The sequence below is a fragment of the Variovorax paradoxus genome (assembly GCF_009498455.1).
Taxonomy (GTDB): Bacteria; Pseudomonadota; Gammaproteobacteria; order Burkholderiales; family Burkholderiaceae_C; genus Variovorax; species Variovorax paradoxus_H.
In genome coordinates, this window is sequence record NZ_CP045644.1 from 3,143,578 (window position 1) to 3,162,702 (window position 19,125).

At 68.5% G+C, this 19,125-nt stretch carries 24 protein-coding genes; 15 read left to right on the forward strand and 9 right to left on the reverse strand.

Annotated elements, in window-relative coordinates; all coding sequences use genetic code 11:
- Positions 1-132 precede the first annotated feature (132 nt).
- The gene (locus GFK26_RS14325) at positions 133-471 is read left to right on the forward strand and encodes a DUF3579 domain-containing protein (protein WP_153282530.1); all 339 of its coding nucleotides are present in this window, start codon (positions 133-135) and stop codon (positions 469-471) included.
- A 164-nt stretch (positions 472-635) separates the two neighbouring features.
- On the opposite strand, the gene rpsT is transcribed toward GFK26_RS14325, so the two are convergent.
- Positions 636-950: a 30S ribosomal protein S20 gene (rpsT, locus tag GFK26_RS14330; protein ID WP_056571937.1), complete on the reverse strand. Its 315-nt coding sequence runs from the start codon at positions 948-950 to the stop codon at positions 636-638.
- 118 nt (positions 951-1,068) lie between these two features.
- Between rpsT and murJ the strand changes: the two genes are divergently transcribed.
- The 5 genes from murJ (at position 1,069) to GFK26_RS14355 (ending at position 4,979) form a co-directional block, all read left to right on the forward strand.
- Positions 1,069-2,622, forward strand: a complete 1,554-nt coding sequence (gene murJ, locus GFK26_RS14335; RefSeq protein ID WP_153282531.1) for a murein biosynthesis integral membrane protein MurJ — start codon at positions 1,069-1,071, stop codon at positions 2,620-2,622.
- Between the two features lie 65 nt (positions 2,623-2,687).
- Positions 2,688-3,539, forward strand: coding sequence for a SirB1 family protein (locus GFK26_RS14340; protein ID WP_153282532.1), 852 nt, complete (start codon positions 2,688-2,690; stop codon positions 3,537-3,539).
- Positions 3,540-3,549: 10 nt separating this feature from the next.
- Positions 3,550-3,981, forward strand: a complete 432-nt coding sequence (locus tag GFK26_RS14345) for a bleomycin resistance protein (protein WP_101489310.1) — start codon at positions 3,550-3,552, stop codon at positions 3,979-3,981.
- A 124-nt stretch (positions 3,982-4,105) separates the two neighbouring features.
- Positions 4,106-4,528 carry a YciI family protein gene (locus tag GFK26_RS14350; RefSeq protein WP_153282533.1) on the forward strand — a complete coding sequence of 141 codons (423 nt, stop codon included), beginning with the start codon at positions 4,106-4,108 and terminating at the stop codon, positions 4,526-4,528.
- Between the two features lie 31 nt (positions 4,529-4,559).
- Positions 4,560-4,979, forward strand: coding sequence for a YciI family protein (locus GFK26_RS14355; protein ID WP_153282534.1), 420 nt, complete (start codon positions 4,560-4,562; stop codon positions 4,977-4,979).
- A 7-nt stretch (positions 4,980-4,986) separates the two neighbouring features.
- On the opposite strand, the gene GFK26_RS14360 is transcribed toward GFK26_RS14355, so the two are convergent.
- A complete protein-coding gene (locus tag GFK26_RS14360) occupies positions 4,987-5,982 on the reverse strand; it encodes a formylglycine-generating enzyme family protein (protein ID WP_153282535.1) in 996 nt (331 codons plus the stop codon).
- A 38-nt stretch (positions 5,983-6,020) separates the two neighbouring features.
- Here GFK26_RS14360 and GFK26_RS14365 point away from each other — a divergent pair, with 38 nt between their 5' ends.
- Positions 6,021-7,313: an RNA polymerase sigma factor gene (locus GFK26_RS14365; protein WP_153282536.1), complete on the forward strand. Its 1,293-nt coding sequence runs from the start codon at positions 6,021-6,023 to the stop codon at positions 7,311-7,313.
- Here GFK26_RS14365 and GFK26_RS14370 read toward each other — a convergent pair.
- From GFK26_RS14370 to purM, 5 genes are all read right to left on the reverse strand, one after another.
- The gene (locus GFK26_RS14370) at positions 7,310-8,305 is read right to left on the reverse strand and encodes a GlxA family transcriptional regulator (protein WP_153282537.1); all 996 of its coding nucleotides are present in this window, start codon (positions 8,303-8,305) and stop codon (positions 7,310-7,312) included. The genes GFK26_RS14365 and GFK26_RS14370 overlap by 4 nt on opposite strands.
- The gene (locus tag GFK26_RS14375; RefSeq protein ID WP_153282538.1) at positions 8,275-8,904 is read right to left on the reverse strand and encodes a DJ-1/PfpI family protein; all 630 of its coding nucleotides are present in this window, start codon (positions 8,902-8,904) and stop codon (positions 8,275-8,277) included. The genes GFK26_RS14370 and GFK26_RS14375 overlap by 31 nt, the downstream gene beginning before the upstream one ends.
- A 61-nt stretch (positions 8,905-8,965) precedes the next feature.
- Positions 8,966-9,538, reverse strand: coding sequence for a cysteine hydrolase family protein (locus GFK26_RS14380; protein ID WP_153282539.1), 573 nt, complete (start codon positions 9,536-9,538; stop codon positions 8,966-8,968).
- A gap of 110 nt (positions 9,539-9,648) precedes the next feature.
- Positions 9,649-10,737 carry an AI-2E family transporter gene (locus GFK26_RS14385; RefSeq protein ID WP_153282540.1) on the reverse strand — a complete coding sequence of 363 codons (1,089 nt, stop codon included), beginning with the start codon at positions 10,735-10,737 and terminating at the stop codon, positions 9,649-9,651.
- A gap of 48 nt (positions 10,738-10,785) precedes the next feature.
- A complete protein-coding gene (gene purM / locus GFK26_RS14390; RefSeq protein WP_153282541.1) occupies positions 10,786-11,826 on the reverse strand; it encodes a phosphoribosylformylglycinamidine cyclo-ligase in 1,041 nt (346 codons plus the stop codon).
- A gap of 151 nt (positions 11,827-11,977) precedes the next feature.
- Between purM and hda the strand changes: the two genes are divergently transcribed.
- The 6 genes from hda (at position 11,978) to GFK26_RS14420 (ending at position 16,995) form a co-directional block, all read left to right on the forward strand.
- Positions 11,978-12,667: a DnaA regulatory inactivator Hda gene (gene hda / locus GFK26_RS14395; protein ID WP_056571899.1), complete on the forward strand. Its 690-nt coding sequence runs from the start codon at positions 11,978-11,980 to the stop codon at positions 12,665-12,667.
- Positions 12,668-12,713: 46 nt separating this feature from the next.
- On the forward strand, positions 12,714-14,354 hold the full coding sequence (gene pcnB / locus GFK26_RS14400) for a polynucleotide adenylyltransferase PcnB (RefSeq protein ID WP_153282542.1): 1,641 nt from the start codon (positions 12,714-12,716) through the stop codon (positions 14,352-14,354).
- Positions 14,351-15,034 (forward strand): 2-amino-4-hydroxy-6-hydroxymethyldihydropteridine diphosphokinase, encoded by a 684-nt coding sequence (gene folK / locus GFK26_RS14405; protein WP_153282543.1) that lies wholly within the window; start codon positions 14,351-14,353, stop codon positions 15,032-15,034. The genes pcnB and folK overlap by 4 nt, the downstream gene beginning before the upstream one ends.
- A gap of 38 nt (positions 15,035-15,072) precedes the next feature.
- Positions 15,073-15,198, forward strand: a complete 126-nt coding sequence (locus GFK26_RS34470) for a hypothetical protein (protein WP_265590134.1) — start codon at positions 15,073-15,075, stop codon at positions 15,196-15,198.
- Between the two features lie 125 nt (positions 15,199-15,323).
- Positions 15,324-15,968, forward strand: a complete 645-nt coding sequence (locus GFK26_RS14415) for a DUF47 domain-containing protein (protein WP_099791791.1) — start codon at positions 15,324-15,326, stop codon at positions 15,966-15,968.
- Positions 15,969-15,984: 16 nt separating this feature from the next.
- The gene (locus tag GFK26_RS14420) at positions 15,985-16,995 is read left to right on the forward strand and encodes an inorganic phosphate transporter (RefSeq protein WP_153282544.1); all 1,011 of its coding nucleotides are present in this window, start codon (positions 15,985-15,987) and stop codon (positions 16,993-16,995) included.
- Between the two features lie 136 nt (positions 16,996-17,131).
- On the opposite strand, the gene GFK26_RS14425 is transcribed toward GFK26_RS14420, so the two are convergent.
- Positions 17,132-17,578 (reverse strand): TM2 domain-containing protein, encoded by a 447-nt coding sequence (locus tag GFK26_RS14425; RefSeq protein ID WP_070062592.1) that lies wholly within the window; start codon positions 17,576-17,578, stop codon positions 17,132-17,134.
- Positions 17,579-17,586: 8 nt separating this feature from the next.
- Positions 17,587-18,111 (reverse strand): GNAT family N-acetyltransferase, encoded by a 525-nt coding sequence (locus GFK26_RS14430; protein ID WP_153282545.1) that lies wholly within the window; start codon positions 18,109-18,111, stop codon positions 17,587-17,589.
- A 179-nt stretch (positions 18,112-18,290) separates the two neighbouring features.
- On the opposite strand from GFK26_RS14430, the gene rpsP reads away from it, so the two are divergent.
- On the forward strand, positions 18,291-18,554 hold the full coding sequence (gene rpsP, locus GFK26_RS14435; protein WP_153282546.1) for a 30S ribosomal protein S16: 264 nt from the start codon (positions 18,291-18,293) through the stop codon (positions 18,552-18,554).
- 15 nt (positions 18,555-18,569) lie between these two features.
- A complete protein-coding gene (gene rimM / locus GFK26_RS14440; RefSeq protein ID WP_153282547.1) occupies positions 18,570-19,124 on the forward strand; it encodes a ribosome maturation factor RimM in 555 nt (184 codons plus the stop codon).
- Position 19,125 lies beyond the last annotated feature (1 nt).

A 19,125-nucleotide genomic window follows, 5' to 3' on the forward strand; every position in this document is an offset into this window, starting at 1 on the left:
CTAGGCGTGCGATTTGACGGCTTCGTTGAGGATTCCGCATCACAGCAATGCCCCCCATTCAGGATGCAAAAAGAGCCCCGGATAGAATTGCTTGCTGCACCGCAGCACCCGTTCCGGTCGCCTCACTTCACGATGATTTCCCCCAACGCCAAAGAAATCTTCATCCAGGGCATCACCCACGATGGCCGCAGTTTTCGCCCCAGCGACTGGGCCGAACGCCTCGCCGGCGTCATGTGCTCCTTCCGCCCCGGCGGCGCCTACCCGGGCAGCCACCTGAGCTACTCGCCCTGGTGCATTCCCACGACCATCAACGGCGTGAAATGCGTGGTGGTGAACCGTGCCCTGCGCGACGCCGAACCCATGGCCTGGGACTTCTGCGTGAACTTCGCGAAAGACAACAACCTCCAAGTGGCCGAGGCCTGCCTGGTGCCCGATCCGGCGGACACGCCGCCCCCTCCCAAAAAGACCTGACTTCCAGGTCTTTTTTTTGGGCTGCGCGGGTCGCTTTTGCCTGGATGGTTTTCGAGCGCCCATGAAAAAACCGCCCGAAGGCGGTTTTTCACTTTTGCTTGCTGCAGCGCACCCCGATCAAACGGCGGACTGGAGAATTCCGGTCCGGGCTTGCCTGACAGGTGTCAGGCTGCGGCCTTTTCAGGCGCGAGGGCGAGGGCCTTGACCTTGGCCGACAGGCGGCTCTTGTCGCGGGCTGCCTTGTTCTTGTGGAAGATGCCCTTGTCGGCGACGGTGTCGACGATGCTCTGGGCCTTCGCGAACAGTTCGCTTGCCTTGGTCTTGTCGCCAGCCAGAACAGCCTTTTCGACGTTCTTGACAGCGGTACGGTATTTGGAGCGCAGCGAGGTGTTCGCAGCGTTGAGCTTGACGTCCTGGCGGACGCGCTTGCGGCCCGACGCGAGGCGGGGGTTCTTCTTCTTGGGCTTGGCGGATGCCATATTTAGTGTTCCTTAGGTGTCTGAGGATGATGCAGCAAAGCCCTCCATTATAGGCCGGGTTCCGGTTTTTGCCGAATTGCCTGCTTTTGTCACCTTTCGGAGCCCTACACTCGCCCCCGTGTCCCTGTTCAAATCCGCCTCCACCGTCTCCCTGCTGACCCTCGCTTCGCGGATCACGGGCCTCGTGCGCGACGTGCTTTTTGCCTCGGTCTTCGGCGTCAGCGCACTCACCGACGCCTTCAACGTCGCCTTTCGCATCCCCAACCTGTTTCGCCGCGTGTTCGGCGAGGGCGCCTTCAGCCAGGCCTTCGTGCCGGTGCTGGCCGCGCGCAAGGCCGAGGCGGGGCAAGAGGGCGCCCGGGAGCTGGTCGACCACGTCGCCACGCTGCTGACCTGGGCCCTGGTGGTGCTGTGCGTGGCGGGCGTGGCCGGCGCGCCGCTGCTGGTCTGGGCCATGGCCAGCGGGCTGCAGGGCTTCGACGCCGCCGTGGTCATGACGCGCTGGATGTTCCCCTACATCGGCTTCATGTCGCTGGTGGCGCTGGCGGGTGGCATTCTCAACACCTGGCGCAAGTTCGCGGTGCCAGCGGCGTCGCCGGTGCTGCTCAACATTGCGCTGATCCTGTCGATCTCGGTCGGCGCGCCGCTGTTCCGCCGGTACGGCATCGAGCCGATCTATGCCCAGTGCGTGGGCGTGATGGTCGGTGGCGTGCTGCAGCTGGCCCTGCAGATTCCGGCGCTGCGCGCGCTGGGGCTCATGCCGCGCATCGGCGCCAGCTTCAAGGCGCTGCGCACCGCGTGGAACGATCCGACCACCCGCAAGGTCATGAAGCTCATGCTGCCGGCGCTGCTGGGCGTGAGCGTGGCGCAGATCTCGCTGCTCATCAACACGCAGATCGCCTCGCACCTGGCCACCGGCAGCGTGACCTGGGTCACCAACGCCGACCGGCTGATGGAATTTCCCACCGCCATGCTCGGCGTCGCGCTCGGCGTGGTGCTGATGCCGCAGCTCGCGGGCGCCCGCGCCGCAAAAGACGACGCGCGTTACTCGTCGCTGCTCGACTGGGGCTTGCGGCTCGTGGTGCTGCTGGCGGCGCCGTGCGCCGTGGCGCTGCTGCTGTTCGCCAAGCCGCTGGTGGCCGTGCTGTTCCACAACGGCGCCTACACCGGCGAAGACGTGGGCCGCACCACCGTGGCGCTCATGGGCTACGGCGTGGGGCTGGTCGGCCTCGTTGCGGTGAAGGTGCTCGCGCCCGGCTACTACGCCAAGCACGACACGCGCACGCCCATGCTGATCGCCGTGTGTGTGCTGGTGCTCACGCAGGTGCTCAACTTCTTCCTGGTGCCGCTGCTGCAGCACGCGGCGCTCACGCTGACCATCGGCATCGGTGCATTGGTCAACGCGCTGTGGCTGCTGATCGGCCTGGTCCGCCGCGGCAGCTACACCCCCGAGCCCGGCTGGGGAAAGTTCGCGCTGCAGGTGCTGCTGGGCACCGTGGTGCTGGCGGTTTTGCTGGCCTGGGGCGCGCACTATTTCGACTGGGTCGGCCTGCGCGCGCAACGCCTGCACCGCATCGGCCTCTTGGCCGCGCTCATCGCCGGCGCCGCGCTGCTCTATTTCGCCGTGCTCACGGCCACGGGCGTGCGCCTTCGCAGTTTCATGCGCCGTTAAGGTGCCGTTGGCGAGCCGGAAAACCACTGCCTTGACGCTCCCCGCGGGCTCCTCTACAAAGCCATATGACGTTCAGCTACCAGGTTCCCACGGCACTGGAATATTTCGAGTCGCTGGTCGGCAGCGATGACCACTTTCCGCTGCTCGAAGCGGCCGCCAGCATCGCGCAGGACGAATACCCCGAACTCGACGTGCAGCAGGTGCTGGGCGACGTCGACCAGCTGCTCGCGCGCCTCAAGCGCCGCCTGCCGGCCGACGCCGCGCCGCTGGCCCGGCTGCGCGCGCTGAACCAGTTCTTCTTCAGCGACCTGAATTTCGGCGGCAACGTCAACGACTACTACGACCCCGACAACAGCTACCTGAACGCCGTGTTGCGCACCCGCCGCGGCATTCCGATCTCGCTGGCCGTGCTGTGGATGGAGCTGGCGCAGGGCCTCGGGCTGCAGACGCGCGGCATCAGCTTTCCGGGGCACTTCATGGTCAAGGTCACGCTGCCCAAGGGGCAGGTCGTGATCGATCCGTTCACCGGCAAGTCGCTCTCGCGCGAAGAGCTGGGCGAACGGCTCGAACCTTACAAGCGCGGCAACGGGCTGGTCGGCGAGTTCGACGTGCCGCTGGGCCTGTACCTGCAGCCCGCGAGCCCGCGCGAGATCATTGCGCGCATGCTGCGCAACCTGAAGGAAGTGCACCACGCGCAGGAAGACTGGCCGCGCTACATCGCGGTGCAGAACCGCCTCATTGCGCTCTTGCCCAGCGCCTGGGGCGAGCACCGCGACCGCGGCGTGGCGCATGCCGAGCAGGGCCATGCGGCGCTGGCCGTGTTCGACCTCGAGACCTACCTCGCCAACGCCGAAGACGCGCTCGACATCGACGCGATCGCCGAGCGCGTGGCGCTGCTGCGGCGCCTGGCCAACTAGCTACAAGCCCATGACCGACACCCGCACCGGCGTGAGCGCGGCGCCGCCCGACCTGGGCACGCTGCACGAATTCCACGGCGTGCAGCCGGTGTTGCCGGTGTCCGACGTGTCGCGCGCCGCGCGCTGGTTTTCCGAGGTGCTGGGTTTCGAGATCGACTTCATCGCCGGCGAGCCGCCCAGCTACGCCCGCGTGAAGAAGGGCGACCGCAGCTACGGCGACCCCGTGTACCTGCGTCTGTGGCAATGCGGCAGCCGCGAAGCCCGGCCCTGGCGCGGCGAAATCGTGATCCACGTCGGCAAGGACATCGACGGCCTGCATGCCGCCTACGTGAAGCGCGGCGTGACCGTGATCGAACCGCCCACGTCCCAGCCCTGGGGCCTGCGCGAATTCGCGATCCGCGAACCCGATGGCCACGTGCTGCGGTTCTGCGGCTACCTCTGACACACAAAATTACAAGCAGATCGACGCGGCCGTGTCGATCCGCTGTCCGCTCGTGCGACGTGTGAACAGGAGGCGCGCAGATTCCCGTGCCTCCCGATCTTCATCAACCCACAGGAGAAACGACATGCGATTCATGGTTCTGGTCAAGGCGAGCCCCGATTCCGAAGCCGGCGTGATGCCGAGCACCGAGCTGCTCACCGAGATGGGCCGGTTCAACGAAGAACTGGTCAAGGCCGGCGTGCTGCTGGCGGGCGAGGGGCTGCACCCGTCGTCCAAGGGTGCGCGCGTGCGCTGCGAAGGCAAGAATCGCACCGTCATCGACGGCCCCTTCACCGAGACCAAGGAGCTGCTCGCGGGCTTCTGGCTGCTGCAGGTCAAGTCGAAGGAAGAGGCCATCGAGTGGATCAAGCGCAGCCCGTTCCAGGAAGGCGAGATCGAGATCCGCCAAGTCTTCGAGGCCACCGATTTCGGCGAGGCCATGACGCCCGAGCTGCTGGCGCAGGAAGACCGCCTGCGCGCCGAGTCGGCCGCCAAGGCCGGCCGCTGAACCCCGTCCATCCTTCAAAGGAGAAACGACCATGCGATTCATGCTGCTGATGATTCCCCACGGCTACGAAAGCGCGGCGCCCGGCACCGTGCCCGACGACGTCGAACGCGTGGGGTCGATGATGGCTTTCAACGAGTCCCTGCAGAAGGCCGGCGTGCTGATCGGCTGCGAGGGCCTGCACCCGCCGTCGATGGGCGCGCGCGTGAGCTTTCCGGGCGGCAAGCCGAAGGTGGTCGACGGCCCCTTCGCCGAAGTCAAGGAAGTGCTGGGCGGTTATTGGCTGATCGATGTTGCCTCGCGCGCCGAAGCCATCGAATGGGCGAGCCGCTGCCCGGGCAGTGAGAACGAAGTCATCGAGATCCGCCAGGTGCAGGAGATGGAAGACTTCTCGCCCGAGGTGCAGGACGTGGCGAGCGAGTTCACGTCGATGCAGCAGACGCTGAAGAAGTGAACGGGTCCTAGTCTTCCCGCACCAGCCGGATGCCCACCAGCGTGTAGCGCGTGCTCGGCGCATTCCAGTTGCGAAAGGACGAGCGGGCGTAGAAAGCCCAGGTGTGCCAGGAGCCCCCGCGGCGCACGCGCACGGTGCCCGTGGCCGGGCCTTGGGGGTCGTCGACCGGTGCGCGCGCGTAGTATTCGTCGCCATGCCAGTCGGCCACCCACTCCCACGCATTGCCGTGCATGTCGTAGAGGCCCCAGGCGTTCGGCGCGAAGCTGCCGACCGGGGCGGTGAAGGCAAAACCGTCGTCGCCCGCGAGCGCCATCGCGCGCCAGCGCGGCCAATGGGTGGCGCTGCGTGTGTCGAACACATTGGCTCCGCGCCGCAGCGTGGCCGGATCGTTCCCCGTGCTGTAGCGCGTGCGCGTGCCGGCGCGGCAGGCGTACTCCCACTCGGCCTCGGTCGGCAGGCGGTAGCGTCGGCCCTCCGTCTGGCTCAGCCATGCGGCCAGCGCCTGCGCGTCGTTCCAGCTCACGTTGACGACGGGGTGGCTGTCGTCTTGCGCGAAGCCCGGGTTGCGCCACGAGTAGCGTGGGTCGCGGCCTTCGAAGGCGTCGCCGCGCCGCGTGGTGGCGGGGTCGTAGTCGGCACGCCAGCCGTAGCCGCCCGTGCCGTCGGCCACCGATTCGGGCACATGGCCCGAGGCTTCGAGGAAGCGCCGGAACTGGCCCACCGTCACCTCGTGCTGCCCCATCCAGAACGCGCGCGTGATGCGCACCTTGTGCACCGGCCCTTCGTCGGCCAGCTGGGTGAAGCGCTCCTTCGGCAACGCGGGGTAGTCGCGTGCCAGGGCCTCCGGCGCCTCGTCGCTGCCCATGAGGAATTCGCCGGCCGGCAATCGCACGAAGGCCATGCCCAGGCTGTTTCGTTCCACTGCGGGGCCATCCGCCCGGACGCCGCCGGACGCGAGGCTGAATGCAATGCCCAGGCTCAACAAGACGAGGCGTGGTGTCATGGCCGCATGCTATCCGGCGTGTCGACCGGAGGGGGCGCATGAGCGACGACCGGGGCCCCGCCGCTATCCACCGCGCCATCGAGGCGGTCTGGCGCATCGAGTCTGCGAAGATCATCGCCACGCTCGCGCGCAAGGTGCGCGACGTGGGCCTGGCCGAAGAGTTGGCGCAGGACGCACTGGTGGCCGCGCTCGAGCAATGGCCCGTCGAGGGCCTGCCCGACAACCCCGCCGCCTGGCTCACGCAGGTGGCCAAGCACCGCGCCCTGGACCGCCTGCGCCACGTGCAGCTGGCCGAGCGCAAGGCGCCCGAGATCGGCCGCGAACTCGACGCGCTGCACGCCATGGCCCAAGCCGATTTCGTGCAGGCCGTGGATGCAGCGCTCGATGACGACATCGGCGACGACCTGCTGCGCCTCGTGTTCACCGCCTGCCACCCGGTGCTCTCGACCGAGGCGCGCGTGGCGCTCACCTTGCGGCTGATGGGCGGCCTCACGACCGACGAGATCGCGCGCGCCTTTCTCGTGCCCGAAGCCACCGTGGCGCAGCGCATCGTGCGCGCCAAGCGCACGCTGGCCGAGGCGCGCGTGCCCTTCGAGGTGCCACGCCGCCACGAGCTCGAAGCCCGGCTGGCCTCGGTGCTCGAGGTGCTCTACCTGATCTTCAACGAAGGCTATTCGGCCACCGCCGGCGACGACTGGATGCGCCCCACGCTGTGCGACGAGGCCCTGCGCCTGGGCCGCATCGTGGCCGAGCTGGTGCCCGGCGAAGCCGAGGTGCACGGGCTGGTCGCGCTGATGGAAATCCAGGCTTCGCGCACCACTGCGCGCGTTGGCGCGTCGGGCGAGCCGGTGCTGCTGCTCGATCAGAACCGCGCGCGCTGGGACCAGATGCTGATCCGCCGCGGCCTCTCGGCGCTGGCGCGTGCCGAATCGCTGGGTGGCGCGCTCGGCCCCTACGCGTTGCAGGCCGCCATTGCTGCCTGCCACGCCCGCGCACGCACCGCAGGCGAGACCGACTGGGCGCGCATCGCGGCGCTGTACGACGCGCTGGCCGTGCTGTCGCCATCACCCATCGTCGAGCTGAACCGCGCGGTCGCGCTGTCGATGGCCTTCGGGCCGGCGGCCGGGCTGGAGGCGGTCGATGCGCTGAGGGACGAGCCCGCGCTGAAGGGCTACCACCTGCTGCCGACCGTGCGCGGCGACCTGCTCTTCAAGCTCGGTCGCCACGACGAGGCACGCCGGGAGTTCCAGCGCGCCGCCTCGCTCACGCGCAACACGCGCGAGCAGGCGCTTCTGCGGGCGCGCGCCGACGCCTGTCTCGGCAAATCCTAGCCGGCAGAGGCCGAGCTGCCTGCGGAAGGCGACCCCGGCAACCCGAACTGATGCCACGCGCGGCGCAACTGCGTGTCCGAACCGAAGCCCGACAGCTCGGCCGCCCGCGTCACGCTGGCGCCCGAGGCCAGCGCCAGTTGCGCGGCCGCCAGCCGCAGCCGGCGCAGGTAGGCCAGCGGCGCCACGCCCGCGTGCTCGACGAAGAGCCGCGTCAAGTGCCGCGCCGACGTGTGGGCGACCTCGGCCATGCGCGGCACGCTCCAGTCGGCCTGGGGCTGTTCGCTGACCGCGTCCTGCACCCGGTGCAGCGCTGCGTGCAGGTGGTTGCGGTAGGCGAGAAAGGGCGACAGCTCCGGGTCATGCGGGCCGCGCCGCAGCGCCACCACCATCGTTTGCGCCACCTGGGCTGCCAGCGCCTCGCCGCAGGTGTCGGCGATGCGGTGCAGCATCAGGTCGATGCCCGTCGTGACGCCCGCGCTGCTGTAGACCGGCGGGTCGAGCACGAAGACGCGGTTGCTCACCACCTCGCAGCGCGGCTCCACGGCGCGCAGTTCGTCCAGGTGATGGTGGTGCGTGGTGACGCGCCGGCCCGCGAGCGCGCCCGCATGCGCTGCGAGCAGGGCGCCCGCGCAGACCGTGACCAGCTCGACGCCGCCGCGCGTGAAGCGCTGGCCGCGAAGCCAGTGCAGCAGGTCCTGTGCCTCGGGGCTGTCGGTCGCGATGGTGTCGCCCGGCAGGCCGACCAGCACCACCCAGCCGGGGCCGTCCCACTGCGTCGGCAGCGGCGCCAGCCCTGACAGCGCAACGCCGACCGAGCCCTTCATGCTGGGCCGCGGCCCCGCGAACTCGATGACAAAACGCTCGGGCTGGCCCGCCGCGCGCAGCCGCTGGTTGGCAATGCGCAGCGCCTCGGCCGGCCCGGCCCAGTCGAGCACCAGGCTGTCGGGCAGCAGCACGAAAACTACGCGGATGGGGTCTCGTTGCGGGTCCATGCGTAGTCCATCTGGCGCGCCGTGCGCTCGGCCAAGTCGCGTCCGGCCAGGCGCTCGACCAGGTGCAGGCTCATGTCGATACCCGCGCTGATGCCCGCCGAGCTGACGATGCGACCGGTGTCGACCCAGCGCACGCCTTCGCGCACGTCGAGCTGTGGAAACTGCGCGCGCAGGTCAACGAGGTCTTCCCAGTGCGTGGTGACCGCTTCGCGCGTCACCACGCCAGCTTGTGCGAGCAGGAAGACGCCGGTGCAGACCGAGGCGACGAGCTGCGCGTGGGCCGCGCGCTGCGCGATCCAGCGCAGGGTGTCGGGGCTTGCCATCGGCGCATCGACCACGCCGCCAGGGATGATCAGCACGTCGGCGGCTGCGGCGGCGCCGGCCAGCGTGTGGTCGGCGAGCAGCCGCAGGCCGGCACGCGCCTGCACCGGCTCTCCGGCGCGGGTGTGGGCGACCGAGGCGACCTCGAAGGGCGCGGGGGCGCCGGCGTTCAGACGCTGGTGGACGCGCGCGGCGGTGGTGAAGACCTCGAAGGGGCCGGCAAAGTCCAGCGCCTCGACGCCGTCGTAGGCCAGGATGCGCACGCGCAACGGGGTCATCGAAATACCTCCGTGCTTCGCACTTCGGTGCGAGCTTGCTTGGGGCGGCCCGGCGCGGCGCTCATGCCATCGCGCCTTCCGTCGCACGCGCCAACGCCTGCGCCACGCCGCAGACCGTGGCGAAGCGCCCGTCCAGCACGGTCGCTGTGCGCGCCTTGATGTCGGCGACGGACAGCGGGCGGCCGTCGGGCTGCACCATGTCGAAGGTGAGGGTGGCGTCGGTCACGTAGTCGACCTCCCAGCCCAGGTCCGAGGCGTGGCGCGTGGTGGTTTCGCAGCACTGCTCGGTGCGGATGCCGCTCACGATCAGGCGGCGGATGCCGTGCTGCGTGAGCCACACGTCCAGGCCGCTGTTGACCAGCGCGCTGTGGCGGTACTTGGTGAAGGTGGCGGCCGCCTCGAAGGGCGCGAGGCCGTCGATCGGGCGCACATGGCCCGATTCGAGCGCGAAGGGGTTCGATGCGTTCTGCGGCGCGTCGACGTGGAACACGCGCACCACCGGCAGTCCGGCCGCCACGGCGCCGGCGATCAGCGCGTTCTGGGCGTCGAGGTAGGGCGCGAGCAGGGCGGCGTTCCAGTACGGGCGGTGGCGGAACGATTCCTGGGCGTCGATCACAATCAGACAGGTGGTCATGGCGGTGGCGGGCAAGGCAAAGTGGATGATGCCGCCTATTCTTGGGCGCCGCCAGCGGTTCGTCCGCGCCGAAGCGGACCGGAACCGATCAGATCAGGACATCAGGCAGCCTAGACCAGGCCGCCCGCGTGCAGCTCTTTTTTCAAGTACGCGTAGTACAGCGGCGCCGCCACCAGCCCGGCCGGGCCGAACACCGCCTCGGCCACGAACATCACCGACAGCAGCTCCCACACGCGCATCTGCGTGCGCGCGCCGACCACCTTGGCGTTGATGACGTACTCGGCCTTGTGGATCAGGATCAGGAAGCCCAAACAGGCCGCGGCCGTGACCGGCGACACCGACAGCGCCACCAGCGTGATCACCGAGTTGCAGACGAGGTTGCCCACGATCGGCACCAGCCCGGCCACGAAGGTCAGGGTGATGAGCGCGGGCGTGTAGGGCAGCTCGAGGCCCCACAGCGGCATCAGGAACAGCAGGAAGATCGCGGTCAGCAGCGTGTTGAAGGCCGCGATCCAGAACTGCGCCGCGACGATCTGGCCGAAGGCCTCGCCGAAAGTGCTGATGCGCTGGAACATCTGCTGCGCCAGCGGCCGGCGCTGGGCCGGTGGCGGCGCCACGGCGGCCAGCGCGCCGATGATCAGGCCCACGTAGGCGAACAGCAGCCCGCCCAGCCAGGCGCGCCCGGCCATCGCGAGCGAGCCCGCCTGCGTGCGCAGGTAGTTGGCGACGATGCGCTGCACCTCGGCCGCGCCCTCGGGCAGGTAGACGGCGATGTCGGGCGGCAGCTTGGAGCGCAGCTCGAGCACCGTGCGGGCCGTGTAATCAAGCAGTTCGCGGTACTGGTCGGGCGCATCGAGCACGTACTCGCGTGCCTGCGAGAACCCCAGCGTGCCCAGGCCGATCGGGCCGAGCAGCACCAGCGTGACCGCCACCACCCGGGCCAGGCTGTCGGCGCCGGAACGCAGGGGTTTCAGGCGCGACAGCCAGCCGCCCAGCAGCCGGGTGAACCAGCGCGCGACGAGGAAGCCGATGCACACGCACAGCAGCCCCGGCAGCAGGTGCTGCCACATCACGAGCATCAGCCCCGCGAGCATCAGCAGGTAGCTGGCCACGACCACGTGGCGGGAGGTTGCGGCCTGGGGCGCCTGGGGCACTTGGGGCGGGGCGGCGAGGGTGACGTCGGGCAGCGGCGTGGCCATCCGGGGAGCGGGGCGTGCGGTGAGAAAAAGAAAAGAACGGGCGCGCGGTCAGGCGACGACCACGGCCGCGCCGTCGCCGCGCTCGGCGATCACGCCGATCTCGTGCACCGACTCACCGGCGGCGCGCAGCGTGGCGGCGCAGGCGGCGGCGTCGGCCGCGTCGATCACCACGACCATGCCGATGCCGTTGTTGAAGGTGCGGTTCATCTCGATGTCGTCGATGCCGGCCACCTTCTGCAGCCAGGCGAACAGCTCGGTCTGCGGCCAGCTGCCCTTCTTGAGGTGGGCGGCCGTGCCTTCGGGCAGCACGCGCGGGATGTTCTCGAGCAGGCCGCCGCCGGTGATGTGGGCCAGCGCCTTGATCGGGTGCTTGCCCAGCGCTTCGAGCACGGGCTTCACGTACAGGTGGGTGGGCGCCATCACGGCCTCGCGGAAGGGCTTGCCGTCGAGGGTGGCGGGCAGGTCGGCGCCAGCGCGCTCGATGACCTTGCGCACGAGGCTGAAGCCGTTGGAATGCACCCCGGCCGAGGCCAGGCCCAGCACCACGTCGCCGGGCTTGACGTTCTGGCCCGTGAGGATCTTCGACTTTTCGACCGCGCCGACCGCAAAACCGGCCAGGTCGTACTCGCCGGCCGGGTACATGCCGGGCATTTCGGCGGTCTCGCCGCCGATGAGGGCGCAACCCGAGAGTTCGCAGCCGCGGGCGATGCCGCCGATGACGGCCGCGGCCGTGTCCACGTCGAGCTTGCCGCAGGCGAAGTAATCGAGGAAGAACAGGGGCTCGGCGCCCTGCACCAGCACGTCGTTGACGCTCATGGCCACGAGGTCGATGCCGACCGTGTCGTGCATGTTCCACTCGAAAGCCAGCTTGAGCTTGGTGCCGACGCCGTCGGTGCCGCTCACCAGCACCGGCTCGGTGTAGCGCTTGGGCACTTCGAAGAGCGCGCCGAAGCCGCCGATGCCGGCCAGCACGCCTTCGCGCATGGTTTTCTTCGCCAGGGGCTTGATGCGGTCAATCAGGGCGTCGCCTGCGTCGATGTCGACACCGGCGTCCTTGTAGCTGAGCGGGGTGGGCGTGGAGGAGGTCATGGGCGGGCGGTGTCGAGAAGAAGGAGCGAAAGGGTCGCGAAGCGGCGAGGAAGGGCGGGCAGGGGAGGCGCCGGCGACCGAGGCGGCCGGGCCGATAGAATTCCTCACGATTTTAAGGGCCCTCCGGGCCCCCTCCATGAACCTTCCCGGGATGAAACAGCTCGCGCTCGATATCGGCATTGCGACGGGCCCCAGCTTCGACGCCTTTTTTGCCGGCCCCAACGAGGCGGCGCTGCGACACCTGCAAGTGTGGGTGGGCGGTGCCGACGGCAGCCCCGCGCTGCACTCGCCGGTGCCGACCTACCTCTGGGGCGACAGCGGCAGTGGCAAGACCCACCTGCTCGAATCCGTGCGCGTTGCGCTGGCCGAGCAGGGCGCCAGCGTGGGCTGGCTGCATGCCGGCCTGCTGGAGCCGCCCGAGTTCGACGAGCGCTGGGGCGCCGTCCTGCTCGACGACGTCCACCTCTACACCGCGGTGCAGCAGCACGCGGCCTTCAACTGGTTTGTCAACGCCCAGACCCTGCAGCGCGGCGTGGTCGCCGCCGGCGCCTTGCCGCCGGCCGACCTGCCGCTGCGCGAAGACCTGCGCACCCGCCTCGGCTGGGGCCATGTGTTCCACCTGCAGGTGCTGAGCGAAAGCGAACGCCGCGCGGTGCTGCGCCAGGCGGCCGACGCACGCGGCGTGATGCTGTCCGACGACGTGCTCGACTTCATGCTGCACCGCTTCAGCCGCGACCTCGGCAGCCTGATGGAGCTGCTGTCGCAGCTCGACGGCTACGCACTGCAGACCCAACGCGCGATCACCATTCCGCTGATCCGCTCCATGCTCGAAAACGAATAAGCGAATAAATAAGAAGAAGCGCCTGCTTCTCCTCGAAAAACAACCAATGATCAAGAAATTCATCGACAAGCTGCTCGGCAAGTCCGCCGGCGGCACGCAGGGCAAGAGCCGCTTCGGCAAGCGCCAGGAGGTGCCGGCAGAGGTTCACAAGATCGATCCCGCCCTGGTCGACGAACGCGCGAAGAACGTGGTCACCACGCTGCAGCAGGCGGGCTACGAGGCCTACGTGGTGGGCGGCGCGGTGCGCGACCTGCTGCTGGGCCTGCGACCGAAAGATTTCGACGTGGCCACCAACGCCACGCCCGAGCAGGTCAAGTCGCTGTTCCGCCGCGCCTTCATCATCGGCCGGCGTTTTCGCATCGTGCACGTGGTGTACGGCCGGGGTCGTGAGCATGAGGTGATCGAGGTCTCGACCTTCCGCGCCTACATGGACAACGCCGCCGCCGAGCAGGTGGCCGGCAACGAACGCACCAGCAAGGGCGAGCTCGCGAGCATGAAGCACGCCGTGGACGCCAGCGGCCGCGTGCTGCGCGACAACGTCTGGGGCCCGCAGGAAGAAGACGCGGCGCGCCGCGACTTCACCGTCAACGCCATGTACTACGACCCGGCCAACCAGGTCGTGGTCGACTATCACAACGGCATCAAGGACGCCCAGAAGCTCACGCTGCGCATGATCGGCGACCCGGTCACGCGCTACCGCGAAGACCCGGTGCGCATCATTCGCGCGATCCGCTTCTCGGCCAAGCTGGCCGCGCTGGGTTTCAAGATGGAAGCCAAGACCGCCGCGCCGCTCATCGAGTCGAGCAAGCTGCTGGCCGACGTGCCGCAAAGCCGCATGTTCGACGAGATGCTCAAGCTGCTGCAGACCGGCCATGCCATCGCGACGGTCGAGCAGTTGCGCAAGCTGGGGCTCGCCACCGGCATCTATCCGCTGCTCGACGTGGTGGTGGAGCGCGCCGACCAGCCCTTCGTGAAGGCCGCCCTGCAGGACACCGACCGCCGCGTCGGCGAAGGCAAGCCCGTGGCGCCGAGCTTTTTGCTGGCCTGCGTGCTGTGGGCCGACGTGCGCGACGGCTGGGCCCAGCGCCAGGAAGGCCGCCACGGCCAGCGTCCGCAGCCGCCGTTCCCGGCGCTGCAGGACGCCATCGACGATGTCTTCAATTCGCGCATCGGCGACGTGTCGGGCCGCGGCAAGCTGGCCGCCGACATGCGCGAGATCTGGATGATGCAGCCGCGCTTCGACAAGCGCACCGGCTCCACGCCCTACAGCCTGGTCGAGCAGGCGCGCTTCCGCGCCGCCTTCGACTTCATGCGCCTGCGTGCCGACGTGGGCGAGGTCGGCGAAGCCATCGCCGAGTGGTGGCAGGAGTTCAGCACCGCCGACGACCTGCGCCGCCAGGACCTGCTGGAGCAGGTTCGCGAAGAACAGAAGGTGCGCCAGCGCGTGCGCGTGCGCGATCCGGTGGCTGCGCCCAAGCCGCGCAGCGAGCAACCGGCGCGCCAGAAACAACAGGCCGAAGCCGAGGCGAACGACGGCGACGGACCCGACATCGAGGCCGATGCCGTGCCGCCGGATGGTGAGGCGGCGGCCCCGCGCAAGCGCAAACGCCGGCGCAAGCCGCGCCCGGTGGGCGGCGGTAGCGGTGGTGGCAGCAGCGAGGGCGGCGGGAGCGCCGCAGGCGAATGAGCGCGACCGACCGGCCGAAGGACGGCAAGAAGATCCCCGCAGCCAAGACGGTGGGTAAAGCCGCGGCCAAGACAGCGGACAAGAAGCCCGCACCGCCGCGTGCGGGCGGTGCCAAGCCGTCATCGTCTTCATCGGCCGGCGCCAGAAGCGGTCCACCCGCGCGCCGCGCCCCCGCCGGAGTCCCCGTGCGTCGTCCGCGCGGTCCGCGCGAGGACTACCCGACCGTGCAGGCCTTCGTTGCCATCGGCGCCAACCTGGGCGATGCCGAAGCGGCCGTGAAGGCCGCCATGGCTGCGATCGGCGCGCTGCAGCGCACCCAGGTCACGGCCCGATCCTCGCTGTATCGCAGCGAGCCGGTGGATGCCGAAGGCCCCGATTTCATCAACGCCGTGGTCGCCGTACGCACCGGCCTCGATGCCGAGCAGTTCCTGGTCGCATTGCAGCGCCTCGAGACGCTGGCCGGCCGTGAGCGGCCGTTTCCCAATGCGCCGCGCACGCTCGACCTCGACCTGCTGATGCACGGCAATTCGGTGATCGACACGCCGGCGCTGACCCTGCCGCACCCCCGCATGCGCGAGCGCGCCTTCGTGCTGAAGCCGCTCGCCGAAATCGCACCCGACAAGGTGCCGCGTGCCGCACTGGCGCGTGTCACGGGCCAAGTGGTCAAGCGCATCGTCTGACGGTCGCGCCGCTGCGCTACGTCCTCGATCTCGCCGGTGTGGCGGTCTTCGCGGTCAGTGGGGCGCTGGCGGCCGGCCATGCGGGCGTGGGGCTGATCGTGGCGCTGCGGCCGGGCGGCATCTACGGCGGCTGGCACCTGCCTTTGCTGCGGTTGCCGGCCTGAGTGGGCTTGCAGGGCAGGGGCCCGAAGGTCGGCCCGACCGGTCGTTCCGGTCGCGCCCGTTAAACTCGGCAGGTTTTCACGAAGGCGTCATGAAATTGTGATTGGCGCGTCCCAGGAGTTTTTCCATGTTCGGCAAGCTGCTGCCCCGAGAGGGCAATTTTTTTGAAATGTTCAACCAGCATGCCGAGCGCATCGTGGAGGCGGCGCGTGCTTTCGAGCAACTCGTCGCCAACTATGCGGACGTGCATCTGCGTGAACAGTACAACCGCGATGTCGACAACGCCGAGCGCGCCGCCGACCGCGTGACGCACGACGTCAACCGCCTGATCCACAAGACCTTCATCACGCCCATCGACCGCGAGCAGATCCACAAGCTCATCAACACGATGGACGACGTGGCCGACCTGATCCAGGACTCGGCCGAGACCATGGCGCTGTACGACGTGCGCCACATGACCGACGAGATCGTGCGCCTCACGGCCCTGAGCGTGAAGTGCTGCGACCGCCTCAAGGACGCCGTCAAGTACCTGGGCAAGATCGCCGACCCGGCCGTGGCCGAAGCCACGCTCAAGACCTGCGAGGAAATCGACCGCCTCGAATCCGACGCCGACCGCGTGATGCGCAGCGCCATGAGCAAGCTGTTCCGCGAAGAGCCGGACGTGCGCGAGGTCATCAAGCTCAAGGCGATCTACGAACTGCTCGAGACGATCACCGACAAGTGCGAGGACGTGGCCAACGTGATCGAGGGCATCGTCCTCGAGAATTCCTGAAAACGGGTAGCAACCGATGACAACGGTGCAGGTCGCCCTCTGGGTGGTGGTGGTTCTGGTCGCGCTCGCGATCCTGTTCGACTTCATGAACGGCTTCCACGATGCCGCCAATTCGATCGCGACGGTGGTGTCCACCGGCGTGCTCAAGCCGGGGCAGGCCGTGGTGTTCGCGGCTTTCTTCAACCTGATCGCGATCTTCGTCTTCCACCTGAGCGTGGCGGCCACCGTGGGCAAGGGCATCGCCCAGCCCGGCGTGGTCGACGTGCACGTGGTGTTCGGGGCGCTCATCGGCGCGATCAGCTGGAACCTCGTCACCTGGTACTACGGCATCCCGAGCAGCTCGTCGCATGCGCTCATCGGCGGCATCGTGGGGGCCGTGATCGCCAAGACGGGCACCAGCGGCCTCGTGGCTTCCGGCATCTGGAAGACGGTGGCCTTCATCTTCGTGTCGCCGCTGCTGGGCTTCTTGCTGGGCTCGCTGATGATGATCGTGGTGGCCTGGGGCTTCCGGCGCGCCACGCCGTCGCGGGTGGATCGATGGTTCCGGCGATTGCAGCTGGTGTCTGCCGGCGCCTACAGCCTGGGCCACGGTGGCAACGATGCGCAGAAGACCATCGGCATCATCTGGATGCTGCTGATCGCCACCGGTTATGCCTCGACCAGCGACGCGGTGCCGCCGACCTGGGTCATCGTGAGCTGCTACGCCGCGATTGCGCTGGGCACCATGTTCGGCGGCTGGCGCATCGTGAAGACCATGGGCCAGAAGATTACCAAGCTCAAGCCCGTGGGCGGCTTCTGCGCCGAGACCGGCGGGGCGCTGACGCTGTTCCTGGCCACTGCGCTGGGCATTCCGGTGTCGACCACCCACACCATCACGGGCGCCATCGTCGGCGTCGGTGCCACTCAGCGCGCGAGCGCGGTGCGCTGGGGCGTGGCGGGGAACATCGTCTGGGCCTGGGTCCTGACCATTCCCGCCTCTGCCTTCGTCGCGGCGATGGCTTACTGGTTCAGCTGGCAGATTTTCTAAGTCGCTGAATCAGCGCGCGCTGTCTCTTCTTCATTCGTGGGGCCGCCGCGCACGGCCGCCCGAAGCGGCCGGCCCGCCCCCGGTAGGGGGTTGGCGAAGCGACACGAAGTGCGCGCAGCCTGGGGGCGAGCAACAGTTACTGTGAAATCTTGCGGCCTTCTTCGATCTGGTGTTCGAAGTAGTGCTGGAAGCTGTACACGATGCTCGCCATCAGGATCGAGCTGCCGAAGAACAGAGAAGCGACCACGGCACCGATCGTGAGCCAGTTGGTCTGGCCCGGTGCGGCGTCGGGCGCTGCGCCGGCGTTGAAGCGGGCATTCCACTTCTCGGGCGTCATCAGGCCGTAGATGATGGCCATCAGCGCGCAGCCCGCGATCGTGAAACCGAGCAGCGGAATCAGCGCCCAGCTCACACCGTCGTCCACGCCGTACATGCGCAAGCGCTCGATGCCGTAGATGCCCAGCGCGGTGGGAATGGGCAGCAGCCAGCCGAGCCAGTCGCCCATGCCGCGCAGGTAGAAGCGGTGCAGGCCCAGCGGGCCACCGAGGAAGGAGAGCCAGGCGGCCACGGTTTTGCTTTTCATCTTCGTCTTCATTCGGGTTTCGTGCGGCTGCCTTCGCCGAGCACTTTTTCCATCAGGACCACGTCGCGCCAGGCGTCGAACTTCCAGCCGCAGTCTTTCAGCACGCCCACGTGCGTGAAGCCCTGGCTGCGGTGCACGCCGACCGAGCCGACGTTGGCCGAATCGCCGATCACCGCGATCAGCTTGCGCACGCCGACCGCTTCGGCCGCCTGCGAGAGCGCCGCCAGCAGCTGCGTGCCCAGGCCTTTGCCGCGTGCGGCGTCGGACATGTAGATCGAGTCTTCGGCCGAGAACCGGTAGGCCGGCCGCGGCTTGAACCAGTTGCAGTAGGCAAAACCCAACACTTCGCCGTTGGCTTCGGCCACGAGGTAGGGCAGGTTCTTGCCCATCACATCGGCACGCCGGGAGGCCATGTCGGCCTCGGACGGAGGCTCGGTTTCGAAGGTGCCGGTGCCGTGCAGCACGTGGTGGGCATAGATGGCCGTGATGGCTGCGATGTCTTCGTCGCGGCTGGGGCGGATGGTGAGGGTCATGCGGGTGGGGCGGGCGGCGCAGGGCCGGAATTCGGAGAAAAACCCGGGTCGGGCTATAATCGTGGGCTTTTCAGCGTGCGCTGGCCGGGTGGCCATGTCGCGTGTCTCGACGCTGGAAGAACATCGTGAGCGGGCCTCTTTCTATTTGAACTGGCTCGCTGACCACCCAAGGATAAATCATGGTCGTCATTCGACTCTCCCGCGGCGGCTCCAAAGGCCGTCCGTTCTTCAACATCGTCGTGTCGGACAAGCGCGTTCGCCGCGATGGTCGCTTCATCGAGCGCCTGGGTTTCTACAACCCGGCCGCCAAGGAAAACGAAGAAAGCATCCGCATCGCCCAGGACCGCCTCGCGTACTGGACGGGCGTCGGTGCCCAGGCGTCGCCCACGGTGCTGCGCCTGATCAAGCAAGCCGCTGCTGCGGCCCCCAAGGCGGCCGCCTAAGCCGCCCGCACGGCGATGCTGCCCACACTCGAAGCCGCCGAACTGCCGGCGGATGCGATCGAGGTCGGACGCATCGCCGATGCCTGGGGCATCAAGGGCTGGTTCAAGGTCCTGCCCCACAGCGCCCAACCCGAGGCGCTTTTTTCTTCCAAGCGCTGGTTCCTGCAGGCCCCCGGAGCCTCCACACCTGCCGCTTTCCGGCTCGCGGTTCGCGAAGCCAAAGAACATTCCGACTGCATCGTCGCCTCGTCCGAGGATGTGCCTGACCGCAATGCGGCCGAGGCCCTGCGCGGCGCGCGCGTGTTTGTGCCGCGCTCGAGCTTTCCGACTGCCGGCGACGACGAGTACTACTGGGTCGACCTGATCGGCCTGTCGGTCGTCAACCGCGAAGGCGTCGTGCTCGGTGCGGTGCGCGAGCTGCTCGCCACCGGCCCGCAGACCACGCTGGTGCTGACGGCCGAAGAAGACGGCAAGACCATCGAGCGCATGGTGCCGTTCGTCTCGGTCTTTGTCGACAAGGTCGACCTGCCCGGCCGCCTCATCTCGGTCGACTGGCAACCCGAGTTCTGAC